Genomic DNA, 13627 nt, shown 5'->3' on the forward strand with positions numbered 1-13627 from the left:
GCCCTGCCCGGCGTCCACCGGGCAGGGCTCCTTCGTTCGTACCGGCCTGTCGCACGTCAGGCCATGGCCTTCAGGTCGCGTGCCAGACAGGCCACCAGGTCCGCGGGGGCGTCCAGGAAGGTGTAGTGCGTGCCGCCGAGGATCTCCTTGCGGGCCGCGCCCTCGGCGACCCAGTCGGCCCAGCCGCCCATCAGGGCGTGCGGGACCTCCACATCGGCGTCCCAGCCGAGCGCGGTGACGGCGCACGGCAGGGAACCGGCCACGTCCTTGCGGTACTTCTTGTTGGCCTCGACGTCCGCGACGAGCACCTCCAGATAGAGGTCGAGGATCTCCTCGGGCGGCTCGGCAGCCCCGAGCGCGGCGAGCAGGGCGATGAGCTCCGCGCGCAGCCCCGTCTCGTCGAGCCCGAGGAAGCGACCGTACGGGCCGTCCTGCGGGGCGACCTGGGAGGAGACGAAGACGCGCTCGGGCGGCCGCAGCCCGCGCTCCACGATCCGGATGACGCTCTCGAAGGCTGGCAGCGCGCCTCCGCAGTGCCCGAACACCGCGTACGGGCGGTCCAGATGCTCGGCGATGCCCTCGACGAGCTGGTCGGCGAGCTCCTCGTAGGTGCCGAAGTGCGGTTCCCTGGTGCGGTTCTCCCGGCCGGGGAGCTGCAGCGGGACGACCTCGGCCGGGCCGATGCGAGTGGGCCAGTTGCGGAACATGGAGGCGCCGCAGCCGGAGTAGGGAAAGCAGAACAGCCGCACCTCCGCCTCCTTGGAGGGCGGGGTGAGGAACCATCGAGGCGGCGTTGACTTTGCAGTATTCATGACCACATACTACATAAGCGCTATAGAGACTGTAGAGAAGTCAACCGAAGCCACAGTGGAATGCCGGGGTGATGTGCATGCGTGATCTGCTTCCCGGAGCCGTCGCGGTGGCGGTGGCGGACGCCTCGGCCTGGACCGAAGAGCCGCTGCCCGAGGAGGCCGCGACGCTCAGCGAACGGGCGGTCCCCGCACGGCGGCGGGAGTTCCGGGCCGGCCGGGCGTGTGCGCGCCGGGCCCTGACCGCACTGGGCCTGCCCGCGGTGCCCGTGCCCGCGGGCCGTGACCGGGCCCCGGTCTGGCCGCCGCAGGTCGTCGGCAGCATTTCGCACACCGGTGACTACTGCGCGGCGGCGGTGGCCCGTTCGGACCGCATCCGGTCGATCGGCATCGACGCCGAGGACAGCATGCGTCTGGACGAGCCCACCCGGCAGCTCGTCTGCCGTCCGGAGGAAGAGGACTGGTGGCGCGGCCCCGGCGGCGGGGCTCCGTACTGGCCGACCGTGTTCTTCAGCGCCAAGGAGTCCGTCTACAAGGCCTGGTTCCCCCTGGTCGGCAGCTGGCTGGGCTTCCACGACGTCCGCGTCGAACCGGACCCGCGCACGGGCACCTTCACCGCCCACATCCTGGGCACCCGCCGCCGCCTCGGCCTCGCACCGGAGATTCTGCACGGCCGGTTCGCGGTTTCCCCGCACCTGGTTCGCACGGCGGTGGTCGTGACGGCGCCCTGAGGGTCCGGCGCGCGCAAGCGAGTGGGGGGCGGCAGCGGATCGATCCGCTGCCGCCCCCCACTGGCGCGAGCTCCCGCCCTACGCCGGCGCGCCCGTCCCCGCGCCCGGGGACACGGCCGTCACGCCGCGCCCCCGGGCCCCGAGTTCACTCCGCGTTCTCCGCCATCGCCCGCAGGCGGGGACGGTCCATCTTGCCGTTCGGCATGGTGGGGAGGTCGGTCACCGCGCGGAAGCGGCCCGGGACCATGTAGTCGGGCAGCAGCTCCGCGAGGTCCGTGCGCAGGGAGGCGAGGGCGGAGGTGCCCAGGCCCGGTTCCAGGACGACGAAGGCGACCAGGGTCTTCTCGATGCCGTCCTCGCCCCGTACCGCGACCGCGCACGAGGAGACCCCGGGCAGGTCGCCCAACACCCGCTCGACCTCGGGGAGTTCGAGCCGGAAGCCGCGGATCTTCACCTGGTCGTCGGCGCGGCCGAGGTAGTCGAGAGAGCCGTCCGGCCGCCGTCGTGCCACGTCGCCGGTGCGGTACATGCGGCGACCCGGGCGGCCGGGCTCCGGGAGGAAGCGGTCCGCCGTCAGGTCCGGGCGGTTCCAGTAGCCGTAGGCGACCTGCACTCCAGCGACGTGGATGTCGCCGATGCCGCCGGGCGGCACCTCCTCGCCCAGCGCGTCGAGGACGTACACCCGGTTGCCGGGCACCGGCAGACCGATCGGCGGCAGGGCCGGCCAGCTGTCGGGATCGCCCTCCAAGGGGTGCCAGGTGACCACATGGGCCTCCGAGGGCCCGTACTGGTTGATCAGACGGCAGCCCGGCAGCGAGACCAGCAGGGCGCGCAGGGCCCGGGAGCACTGCAACTGCTCCCCCGCGGTGATGATCTCGCGCAGCGGTGGCGCGCCGGGCGCGCCCGGTTCGGCGACCAGGACCAGCGCCTGGAGCGCCACGTACGGGAGGAACATCCGGTCCACCCGCTCACGTGCCGCCGCCTCCCACAAGCGGAGCGGATCCCGCCGTTCCTCCTCGGTCACGCACACCACGGTGCCGCCGACCGCGAGCGAGGCGAAGATCTCCTGGAACGCGACGTCGAAGGAGATCGCGGAGAACTGCAGGGTGCGGCTGCCGACGGACGCCTCGGAGACGCCGGTCTGCCATTCCACGATGTTGGCGAGCGCGCCGTGCGGCATGGCGATGCCCTTGGGGGCGCCGGTGGTGCCCGAGGTGTAGAGGACGTACGCGAGGTCCTCCGCGGCGGGCAGCGCCGGAAGGAGAGGCTCCGCGGCGGCGGCCCCGGTGCGCGACGTCGGCTCGTCGCCGAGCAGCAGCACCGTACGGCCCGCGGCGGCGAACCGCCCCGCCGTCTCCGGATGGCCGAGGACCACGCCCACCCGTGCGTCGTCGAGCATGTGCTCCAGCCTGGCCCGCGGATAGCCGGAGTCCAGCGGAAGGAACGCCGCGCCCGAGCGGAGCACCCCGATCAGGGCGACGATCAGCTCGGTGGACCGCAGGGCGGCCAGACCCACCACGTCTCCGGGCCCGATGCCCTCCCCGCGCAGCCGGGCGGCGACCGCGCCCGCCCGCCGCCACATGTCGCGGTAGGTGACGGTGGAACCGTGTCCCGCGAGGGCGGGCTCGTCGGCGTGGCGGGCGACGGCGTCGGCCACCAGGTGCAGCACGCTCGGCGCGTCGCCCGCGCGTATCTCCTCGGCGGCCGGCGCGGGTGTGGCGGGAAGTCGTATGTCGACGCTCATCGGCGGTTCGCCTCCTCCGGGGTGCGGCCGGCGGCGCAGAGCACACCGTCCAGGACATGGGCCACATGGGTCAGTTCGGGGTTGCGCATGATGCTGTAGTGGTCGCCGGGCACCCGGTGCACGACGAGGTTCTCGGCGACGGCCCGCCAGCCCTCGATCGCCTCCGGGGACTGCTCCGCCTGCAGCAGGTGCACCTCCCCGGGGTAACGGGGGCCGGTCGGCCGGTAGGCCGCGAGGCCGAGCATGTTGTCCCGGTAGATGCCGTACCGCCGCACCACCTCGTCGAGGTCGAGCCCGGCGGGCACGGAGTCGCCCCAGCCGTCCAGGACATCGGCGAACAGCCGCCGCACGGTGAGCAGTTCGCTGCCGGGCGGGAGCACCGTGGCCGGCATGCCGAGGTCGGCGGTGAGGTCCCGCAGGAAGCTGTGGAGCAGATAGGCGTGGGTGTCGGGGCTGTCGGGATCGCCGTCGTACAGGAAGGAGTCGATCAGTACGATCGGTCCCGGGTCCTGGCCGCGGGCATGCAGCTGGCGGGCCATCTCGAAGGCGAGGGTGCCGCCGAGCGACCAGCCGCCGAGCAGGAACGGTCCGGGGTCGGCGGCCTCCAGCTCGGCCAGGTAGGCGGCGGCGCGGGCCTCGTGGGAGGGGGCCTCCTGACCGCCCTCGAAGGCGTAGACGGTGCGGTTGGTGAGCGCGGTGGCCAGGGAGGCGTAGCAGAAGACGCTGCCGCCCGCCGGGTGCACCAACGCCAGTGCGGGTGCGACGGTGCCGGACTGGATACGGGCCAGGGCCCCGGGCCGCTCCTCCGCACCGGCGCCCAGCGAGCCGATCCGCACGGCCAGGTCGGCGATGGTGCGGTAACGGAACAGGACGCTGACCGGCAGGTCCACGCCGGTCGCGCGGCGCAGCCGGGCCATGACCTGAACGGCGAGCAGCGAATGGCCGCCGAGCAGGAAGAAGTTGTCGTGCACGCCCACCGACGGCAGGCCGAGGACGGAGCGCCAGATCTCGGCGAGGGTCTCCTCCAGCGGGGTGGAGGGCTCGGTGTGTACCGGCGTGGCGCTCTGCTGCTCGGCGGCGGGGACGGGCAGCGCGGCACGGTCCACCCGGCCGTCGGGGGTGAGCGGGAAGGCGTCGAGGACGACGTAGGAGGTGGGCAGCAGCACCTCGGGCAGCAGACGCTGGCAGTGGGCGCGCAGCGCCTCGCGCAGCCGGACGGTCTCCTCGGAGCCGGGAACGTGCAGGCGGTGCGGGACGAGGTACGCGACGAGCACCAGGTCGCCGGTGTCGTCGAGGCGGGCGTCGACGCGGGCGTCGCCGATGGCCTCGTGGGTGAGGAGCACGGCCTCGATCTCGGCGCGCGGGACCCGGACCTGCTTGAGGTGGACCTGCTCGTCGCGGCGGCCGAGGACCTCCAGTGCGCCGTCCTCGCGGAAGCGCCCGAGGTCGCCGGTGTCGGTCTCCTGGCTGTCGCCGACGGACACACCGGACACGTGGACGCTGCCGGGCACGCCGACGGGCACCGGGTTGCCGTGCGCGTCGAGCACCCGGACGCGTCGTCCGGGCAGCGGGCGGCCCGCGATGTCGTGGCCGGCGGGTGCGTCACCGGCGCAGCGGCGGGTGGCGATCTCACCGGCCACGGGGCTGATGTAGAGGGTGTGCAGCTCCGTCGCCGGCAGTGCCGCCAGGCAGCGCCGCTCCAGTGTGAGCGGCAGGGGTTCGCCGGAGGCGACGATCCGCCGCGGGGCCCGTACGGCGGCGCCGTTCTCGACCGCGGCGACGAGCTGGTGCAGCAGGCCGGGCCGGATGCGCAGTTCGGCGATCTCCTCGGTCCCGAGCGCGTCGAGGACGGCCCGCAGGTCGTCGCCCGCGTCGAGGACCCCCTCGGCCGACGCGGCCGGCGGCAGGGCGTCCGTGGCGGGGGCGGTCAGCCGGTCGAGTTCGGCCAGGTCGCTGTCGTCGAGCAGGGCGAGCTCGCTGAGCGGCCGGTCGGGGTCGGCGAGCGCCCGGGTCAGCAGTCGGCCGAACATCCGGCTCATGCGGTGCATCACGGCGGAGTCGAAGAGTTCCGCGTTGTAGACCCAGGAGCCGCCGAGCCGCCGCTCGTGCGCGTACAGGTTCAGTTCGAGGTCGAAGCGGACGATGCCGCTGTCGAACGGCACGAGATCGGCGCCGAGGTGGGGCAGACGTACCCGCTCGTCGCCCGCGGTCTGGTAGTTGAACAGCACCTGGAAAACCGGGCTGACGGTGGGGTTGCGGTCCGGCTGGAAGTCGATGACGAGCTTCTCGAAGGGCATGTCCTGGTGGGCGAAGGCGCCGAGCACGGCGTCCTTGCCGCGCCCCACGGCCTCGCGCAGCGTGGGCGCCCCGGTCAGGTCGGACCGTACGACCAGGGTGTTGACGAAGAAGCCGATCAGCCCCTCCAGCTCCTGGTGGGTCTGTCCGGCCACCGGTACGCCGAGGAGGATGTCCTCCTGGCCGCTGTAGCGCCCCATCAGGGCGGAGAAGCAGGTGAGCAGGACGGTGAACGGGGTGGTCCGCTCCTGCAGCGCGAAGGCGTGCACGGCCCGTGCCAGGTCCTCGGAGAACTCGAACTCCTCGTTGCCGCCGTTGACCCGGTGGCCGGTGGGCCTGGCGCGGTCCATCGGCAGCTGGAGAATGCCCGGGGCGTCGCTGAGCCGTTCGCGCCAGTACGAGGTGAGTTCCTCCTCGCGCTCGCCGGTGAGGCGGCCGCGCTGCCAGATCGCGTAGTCGATGTACTGCTGCGGCAGCTCGGGCAGCGAGGCGGCCGTTCCCTCGGTGAACTCGAGGTAGTAGGCGTCGAGTTCACGGAAGAGCGTGCCCACGGACCAGCCGTCGCAGACGATGTGGTGGACGCAGAGCGCGATCAGGTGCTCGTCGGCGGAGACCCGTACGGTCATGGCGCGCAGGAGGGGACCGGTCGCGAGGTCGAAGGGCTGCCCCGACCACTGCTTGACGCGGTCCTCGGCGGCCGCTCCGGGGTCGGCGGCGGTGGAGACGTCGACCGCTTCGACCGCCGGTTCGAAAGGAGGCTGCACCTGCTGGACAGGCATGCCGTCGGGCGCGGGAAACACGGTCCTGAGCACCTCGTGGCGCTGTACGACACGGGCGAGGGCGCGAGCCAGGGCCTGGCGGTCGGGGGCCGTGGAGGTACGCAGCACGATGGGGATGTTGTACGCGCAGCTGCCGGGAACGAGCCGGTCGAGGATCCACAGCCGACGCTGGGCGAAGGAGACGGGTCCTGTCCGGGTCTCCTTGTCGCGGTCGCGGTCGCGGTCGCGCTCGGCGAGCAGCCTGGCAAGCCGGCGCCGCTTCTCTTCCAGGGCATCGGTCGATATCTGGTCGGTCACGGGCCTACCCGTCTTCCTCGTCGCCGTCGGGCCAATTGGTGGAACGCGCGTGAACAGCAAAGGGTGTTGAGGGGGGGGAGGCACGAGGCCCGGCCGCCGGGGGACGTACGGCCGGACCTCGTGCTGTCGAAGGGGCAAGGTCGGGAATCAGCCCTAGGCGGCCTGCAGCTCCGCCGGGACCTCGTCCCTGATGCCGTGCACCGAGCCGGCCACCAGCCAGCCGATGGCGGTCCAGGCGAGCACCGCCGCCAGGGCGAACGCGGCGGCGTTGCCCCACACGGAGGCGGCAGCGGCGCCGAGGACGGGGCCGAGCGCGTTGGCGCCCCAGACCAGCGGGAGGGAGACGCCGCCGACCCGGCCCATCAGGTGCGGCGGGGTGGCCTTCTGCACCATCGTCATGATGCCGACGTTGGCGATCGGGGTGGTGAGCGAGGCGAGGAACTGCGAGAGCGCCACGACCACGACGCCCCCCGTGCCCTTGCCGGCCAGGATCATCAGCAGCACGGCGAGACCGAGCAGGGCGTGGGTCACGATCAGCGCACGCCCCATGCCCAGGTGGTGCAGGGCCTTGCGGGAGAAGATCGCGCCGATGACGAAGGCGACACCGCCCGCGCTCATGACGAAGCCGAGCTGTGCGGGGCTGAAGCCCAGGTCGTCGTAGGCGTACACGACGAGCATCGCCATGGTCATGGAGACGGCGAGGTTGCCGAAGAAGCCCATGAGGGTCAGGCTCCGCAGCAGCCGGTTGCCGACGAGGGTGGTGAAACCGTGCTTGAGGTCGGTGACGGCCGCGCCGACGCCCTTGCCGCTGGGCTGCGGGGCGGGCTCCGGCTTGCGGATGGCCCAGATCGTGAAGGTGGACACGAGGTACGACAGGGCGTCGACGGTCACGGCCTTGGCCGCGCCGAGCACACCGACGAGCACACCGCCGATGCTGCGGCCGAAGACCGCAGCGAGCGAACGGCTCATCTGGGTCTTGGCGTTGGCCTCCGCGAAGTCCTCGCGCTCGATCAGCGCCGGGAAGTGCGCCTGGTAGGCGAGCTGGAAGATCACGTCCAGGGCGCCCTTGATCACGGCCACCGCGTACAGGTGCGCCATGCTCACCGAGCCCAGGAACGCCACCAGCGGCAGCGAGCCCAGGGCGACGGCACGGCCGAGGTTGGCGACGATCATCAGGGGGCGGCGGCGCATCCGGTCGGTGAGCACACCGACCACGGGGCCGAGGACCACGAACGGGATCCACTGCAGGGCGATCAGCAGACCGACGGATCCGGCGGAGGCGCCGAACGCGAGGACTGCCAGGGAGGGCAGTGCGATCAGGGAGACCTCGCTGCCCAACAGGCTCACGGACTCGCCGGTCCACAGCTTCATGAAGTCGCTGTTGCGGGTGAGCCCGGGCCTGCGCGGGGCTTCGGCCGCCCTTCCGGGCTGCTCCTGGGTGGTCATCAGGGATTACCTCTCTGCATGTGAGGGGACGGGGGTGCTGGTGGTGGTCGTGGGGGGAACCGGGGGTGGCGGCGGTCCGTGGGCGGCCGGGTCGTGCTCGGTCGGTCGGTGGGCCGTGGTCGGTCGGTTGTGGTCGGTCGGTCAGCCGGTCGGGGTCAGTCGGTCGCGGCCGCGGCGAGGCGGCGGCGGAGGCTGAGCGGACGCATGTCGGTCCAGACCTCCGTGATGTGGGCCAGGCAGTCGTCCTTGGGTCCGGAGAAGCCGGTGGCGGTCCAGCCGAGCGGCACCTCGCGGCCCTCGGCCCAGATCGAGTACTGCTCCTCGTGGTTGACCACGACCAGGTACGTGCGGCCATCGTCGTTCTGCATGGGTGTCAGCTCCTTGTCGTCCGTGTCATGGGCCTGTGGGGCGTCGTCAGGGGAAGGAAATGCGCTCGCCGATGCCGTGGGCGACGGCCCGCTGGTAGACGAGGGCGGCGGCCACCGAGTCCTGGACGGGCAGGCCGAGCGTCTCGAAGACCGTGGTCCCGGTGTCGTCGATGCGGCCGGGCCGGGTGCCGGCCAGCACCTCGCCGATCTCGGCGACGATGGCGTCCTCGGTGAGGGCCCCCTCGGCGATGGGCAGCAGGATGTCCCCGGCCTCCCGCAGCGCGGCGTCGCGGTTGTCGACGATCAGCCGTGCGGAGGCGACCGTCGCGGTCGGCAGCTCGCGACAGCCGGGCCCGAACGCCCCGATCGCGTTGATGTGGACGCCACGCCCGGCGGGCAGCTCCGAGGCGTCGAACACCGGCTCGTCGCCGGCGACCGAGGTGGCGGTGCACAGGACGTCGCAGTCGGCCAGGGCCTGCGCGGTGGAGTCGCACACCTCGGCGTGCGGGTAGAAGCCCTCGGCCCAGCGGGCGAGTTTCTCGGCGGTGGCGCGGGTGCGGCTGTAGATGCGTACCCGCTCCCAGTCGCGCGTCCGGGACAGCGCTTCCAGATGGCCGCGCGCCTGCACTCCGGCGCCGATGACCGCGAGTTCACGGGCGTCGGGACGGGCCAGGGCGCGGGTGGCCACCGCGGTGACCGCCGCGGTACGGATCTCGGTGAGGGCGCCGGCGTCCACCAGGGCGAGCGGCTGTCCGTGGATCGCGTCGACCAGGATGACCAGGCCCTGGACGCTGGGCAGCTCCCGCTCGACCGCGCGCGGGAACATGCTGAGCATCTTCAGGCCGAGAACCGGCTCCTCCGCGGGGCCGCCGACGGCGGGCATGAGAAGCACCATGCCCCCGTGGCCGGGCGGCTCGACGGTCACCCGCGGGTGCTCGTAGAGCTCGCGCCGGGACGCCCTGACCATGGTGTCCTCCATGGCGGGGATCGCGTCGTCGTAGGTGAGCAGCTTGCGTACAGCGGCTGCGTCGATCACATGCAGGTGTCCCACCGGCTTCTCCTCGGATGGCGGTGTCGGGTGGTGGTGGCCGGTCACGGGCGGAAGCGCCCGAGCGAGTACTCGGTGCTGCCGTCGAGGGCGAGCTGGGCGAGCGCGCTGCCGAAGACGGGGACGAACTTGAAGGCCCAGCCGGCCGCGTGGACGAGTACCCGGTCGCGGCCCTCGCCGGGCGGCAGCGCACCGAGGTAGAACTGCCGTTCGTGGTCACGGGGCAGGGCGATCAGGCAGGATCCCGGCTGTACGGGCTCCGGGTCGAGCATGGGCATGTGCCGGGCGACGAACTCCGCCGTGCGGCGCAGCTGGTGCGGGTCGGGCCCGGGTCGGGCCGCGGGTGGAGCCGTCCTGGGGTCGCTCTCGAAGTCCGGGGCGACGCGCACGAGTCCGCCGGGGCTCCATGGGTTGGTGCCGAATCCGTAGAACAGGTTGGAGTCGGTGTCCGTCGGGGTCTGGAAGGCGAACCAGGTGGGCAGGTCACGGGCCGGGTCGCGCAGGCGGAAGTACGCCGTGGCCATGTCGTACACCTCGACGTCGAGGCGGACGCCGAGCGGTTCGGTCAGCTCGTTGCTCCAGGGACCGGCGGTGACGACGACCTTGTCGGCGGTGATCCGGGCGCCGTCGGTGACGACCTCGACGCGCTCGGGGTGCGGCTCCAGGGCGAGGACGCGCTGACCGGTCCGGATCTCCGCCCCCGCCGAGCGGGCGAGGTGGGCGAGGGACCAGAGCGTGCCGCGGACGTCGACCACGCCGCCGTCCGGCTGGTGGAAGCCCTCGTAGTGGGCCGGCAGTCCGGTGAATCCGAAGCGCTTCTCGATGGCGGCCGCGGTGAGCCACTCGTAGGGCAGACCGGCGTCGTCGAGGACCTGGGCGGCGTCGGATATCTGGCCCTCGTTGGTGGCCTCCTTGGTCTCGCCGAACCACAGGCTGCCGGTGTGATGCACCAGCCGCCTGCCGCAGGCCTCCTCGATGCGGCGCCACAGGGGCAGGGCGCGCACCGTCAGCTCGGTGAGATCGCGCTGGGTGTACTGGACGCGCCACTGGCGTTCGGCGCCGGCGGAACTGCCGGTGTTCTCCGGCCCGTCGCTGCTCTCCAGGACGAGTACGGAGGCGCCGCGGCCGGCGGCGTACCAGGCGGTGCTGAGTCCGACGGCGCCGCCGCCGACCACGACGAGGTCGTAGGAGTGCTGCGGGGTGTGGTGTGCGGTCATGCCGTCCTCCCGAGAGGGGTCCGCCCGCGTCGCCACGACCGGCTGATGGTGCGCTCCAGCTGGTCCATCAGCTGGGCGGCCTGGTCGTCGTCGATACCGGGCTGGCAGGGGATGTTGATCATTTCCCGGAACCAGCGGCGCTCGGCCACGGGGCACTCGCCCTCGCGATGGCCGTGCGCCCGCCACTCCGGCATGAGGTGCAGGGGGAAGTAGCGCAGCGACAGTTGTGCGCCGGCCGCGTCCATGGCGTTCAACAGGGCGTCCCGGTCGATCAGTTCGGGGTCCACGAACGCGGTGAACAGGTGGTAGGGGTGGTCCACGCCCTCCGGCACCGGCGGTACGTACAGGCCGGGGATGTCGGCGAGGCGCTCGGTGTACTGCCGGGCCAGCTCCCGGCGCCTGGCCTGCAGCGCGGGCAGCCTGCCGAGCTGGACGTACCCGACCGCGGCGGCCGGCTCCGCGAGCGTCCCGTTGATGCCCGTTCCCCGGAGCATCAGGCAGTCGGCGGTGTAGGAACCGGCGGGGAACATGGCCCCGGCGGGCGGGCGGTGGGTCGAGGCGAAGGTGTGCCGGGAGGGTACGTAGACGGCGTCGACCGAGTTGTCGCGCAGAGCGGTCGCCCGGGCGGCGGCCTCGTCGTCCCGTACGACGAGCATGCCGCCCTCGCCCAGCGTGGTGATGTTCTTGGAAGAGTGGAAACTGAAGATTCCGAAGTGTCCGAACGAGCCGAGTGGCCGGCCGTGCAGCGACCCGCCGATGGCGTGAGCCGCGTCCTCGACGACGGTCAGTCCGTACTGCTCGGCCAGCGCCATGATGCGCGGCATGTCCGCCGCCCGACCGCCGTAGTGGACCATGAGGACGGCCCGGGTGCGGTCGGTGATCAACTCCTCGATGCGCGAGGCGTCGATGTTGAGCGAGTCGGGCTCCACGTCGCAGAAGCGGACCCGTACGCCGTAGTCCAACAGCGGCTGTACGGTCGCCAGATAGGTCTGCGGAGTGGCGATGACCTCGTCGCCGGGGCGCAGGTCGAGCAGGTGGATGGCCAGCCGGAGCGCGGTGGTCCCGCTGGTGACCGAGAGCGCGTGCGCCACACCGAGGTGCGCGCGGAACGCCTCTTCGAAACGTTCCCGCCAGACGCCCCCGGAGAGCGGGCTGCCGGACCGCAACAGTTCTTCGATCACGGCCAGTTCGTCGTCGCCGAGGATGCTCCCCCGGTTCGGTCTGGTGTGGGAGCCGAGCGGAACGACTGCGGATGGTGCACTTTCCATGATTCCCCGCATCGTCTGAAGGGCCTGTGTCGACCCCTGGGCTGGTGACACAACACAATGGCGACAACTAACCAAACACGCTACACGAAAGACTTCAAGTAATTCATCAAAATCTAGAAACTCTCCAGTGCGGTTCCGTTGCCTCTCCAGAGCCGCTCCAGCGGCCACTGCGAGCCTGCGGTGAGTGTGGTTTCACCATGAGGAGAGGACGCCACCTTGACGACCTGCCCGATGCACGAGAATCCCCCGACCTACCCGTTCGGCACCCGGCCGTCGGTGCTCGACGCCCCCATCGAACTGCGCGGCCTGCGGGAGCGTCCCGCCGTCCGGGTCACCCTGCCCAGCGGGGACCCGGGATGGGTCGTCACGCGTTACGAGGACATCCGCGCCCTGCTCTCCGACCCGCGGCTGCACCGCGACCGGTCCAGCGAGGACCTGCCGCGGATCACCAAGGACAACTCGATGTTCCAGGACCCGAACGTGAGCCTGGACCCGCCCGAGCACCCGCGGATGCGCCGGCTCGTCACCAAGGCCCTGAGCGCGGCCCGAGTCGAGAAGATGCGCCCGCATGTGCAGGCCCTGGTCGACGAGTTGCTCGACGCGATGGAGGCCGCCGGCCCCACCGCCGACCTCGCCGAGGCGCTGGCGTTCCCGCTCGGCATCCGCACCCTGTGCGGGCTGCTCGGTGTCCCGCCGGAGGACCAGAAGGACTTCCGGCTGTGGACCGACGCCTATCTGTCGGTCAACCGCTACACCGCGGAGGAGGTCGCCCGGTACCGCGGCGAACTGTTCGGCTACATCCAGCGCCTGGTCGCCGCCAAGCGCGAGCAGCCCGGCGACGACCTGATCAGCTCCCTCATCGCGGTACGGGACGAGGACGAGAGCCGGCTCGGCGAGTACGAACTCCTGTACTGGGTGCAGGGGCTGCTGATGGGCGGATACGAGTCCACCGCCAACCACCTGTCCGCCGCGGTCGTCACGCTGCTCGCACACCCGGAGGAGCTGGCGAAGGTGCGCCGGGATCCCTCGCTGGTTCCGGCGGCGGTGGAGGAGCTCCTGCGCCATCAGGTGCTCTTCTCGCAGCTGGCCGCCGTGCGGTACTCCTCCGCCGACATCGAGGTGGGCGGGACGACCATCCCGGCGGGATCCGCCGTGTTCCTCGCCCTGGAGTCCGCCAACCGTGACGAGGAGGTCTTCAAGGAGCCGGAGGCGCTGCGGGTGGACCGGGACGACAACAAGCACCTGTCGTTCAGTGCCGGGCCCCACTTCTGCGCCGGCTCGGCGCTGGCCCGGATGGAACTCCAGACGGCCATCGGCACCCTGCTCCGGCGCTACCCGGACCTTCGGCTCACGGTCCCGGCGCAGGAGCTGACCCGTAACACCGGTGTGCTCGTGGAAGGGTTCACCGAGGTGCCGGTCACCTGGTGACACGCCCGTTCCGCACTGCCCGTGGCTCATGGGGACGTCCCCATGGGCCACGGGCTTTCTCGTCCGTACCTCCCGAGTCCGGCCTCCCGGACGAGAGGGTGCGTGAAGAAGGCCGGCCCGCACGACGTGACGTCGGGGGGGGGCGGGGGGGTTTAAAAAAAACACAGCCCACCAGGCACCCTGGGCAGGGGTTTTGC

The 13627-nt window shown here is 71.9% G+C and carries 10 protein-coding genes; 2 read left to right on the plus strand and 8 right to left on the minus strand.

The annotated features are described in order from the left end of the window. Window positions 1-56: 56 nt before the first annotated feature. Window positions 57-812: a thioesterase II family protein gene (locus tag ACFV9D_RS38395; RefSeq protein WP_385157591.1), complete on the minus strand. Its 756-nt coding sequence runs from the start codon at window positions 810-812 to the stop codon at window positions 57-59. Between the two features lie 77 nt (window positions 813-889). Between ACFV9D_RS38395 and ACFV9D_RS38400 the strand changes: the two genes are divergently transcribed. Then, window positions 890-1540 (plus strand): 4'-phosphopantetheinyl transferase, encoded by a 651-nt coding sequence (locus tag ACFV9D_RS38400; protein ID WP_385157594.1) that lies wholly within the window; start codon window positions 890-892, stop codon window positions 1538-1540. A 145-nt stretch (window positions 1541-1685) separates the two neighbouring features. On the opposite strand, the gene ACFV9D_RS38405 is transcribed toward ACFV9D_RS38400, so the two are convergent. From ACFV9D_RS38405 to ACFV9D_RS38435, 7 genes are all read right to left on the minus strand, one after another. After that, window positions 1686-3284, minus strand: coding sequence for an amino acid adenylation domain-containing protein (locus tag ACFV9D_RS38405; protein WP_385157597.1), 1599 nt, complete (start codon window positions 3282-3284; stop codon window positions 1686-1688). Then, window positions 3281-6655, minus strand: coding sequence for a condensation domain-containing protein (locus ACFV9D_RS38410; protein ID WP_385157601.1), 3375 nt, complete (start codon window positions 6653-6655; stop codon window positions 3281-3283). The genes ACFV9D_RS38405 and ACFV9D_RS38410 overlap by 4 nt, the downstream gene beginning before the upstream one ends. 153 nt (window positions 6656-6808) lie before the next feature. After that, the gene (locus tag ACFV9D_RS38415) at window positions 6809-8101 is read right to left on the minus strand and encodes an MFS transporter (protein ID WP_385157604.1); all 1293 of its coding nucleotides are present in this window, start codon (window positions 8099-8101) and stop codon (window positions 6809-6811) included. A 155-nt stretch (window positions 8102-8256) separates the two neighbouring features. Further along, entirely contained in the window at window positions 8257-8469 is a 213-nt protein-coding gene (locus tag ACFV9D_RS38420; RefSeq protein ID WP_385157607.1) for an MbtH family protein, read from the minus strand. A gap of 46 nt (window positions 8470-8515) precedes the next feature. Next, complete coding sequence (locus ACFV9D_RS38425) at window positions 8516-9520, minus strand: ornithine cyclodeaminase family protein (protein ID WP_385157610.1); 1005 nt, start codon at window positions 9518-9520, stop codon at window positions 8516-8518. 41 nt (window positions 9521-9561) lie between these two features. Then, window positions 9562-10734, minus strand: a complete 1173-nt coding sequence (locus ACFV9D_RS38430; RefSeq protein WP_385157613.1) for an FAD-dependent oxidoreductase — start codon at window positions 10732-10734, stop codon at window positions 9562-9564. Continuing rightward, window positions 10731-12002 (minus strand): DegT/DnrJ/EryC1/StrS family aminotransferase, encoded by a 1272-nt coding sequence (locus ACFV9D_RS38435; protein WP_385157616.1) that lies wholly within the window; start codon window positions 12000-12002, stop codon window positions 10731-10733. Before ACFV9D_RS38435 ends, ACFV9D_RS38430 begins: the two co-directional genes overlap by 4 nt. A gap of 231 nt (window positions 12003-12233) precedes the next feature. Between ACFV9D_RS38435 and ACFV9D_RS38440 the strand changes: the two genes are divergently transcribed. Continuing rightward, window positions 12234-13430 (plus strand): cytochrome P450, encoded by a 1197-nt coding sequence (locus ACFV9D_RS38440; RefSeq protein WP_385157619.1) that lies wholly within the window; start codon window positions 12234-12236, stop codon window positions 13428-13430. The last annotated feature ends 197 nt before the right edge of the window (window positions 13431-13627 follow it).

The organism is Streptomyces sp. NPDC059875, from assembly GCF_042731085.1.
In the GTDB taxonomy this organism is placed as follows: Bacteria; Actinomycetota; Actinomycetes; order Streptomycetales; family Streptomycetaceae; genus Streptomyces.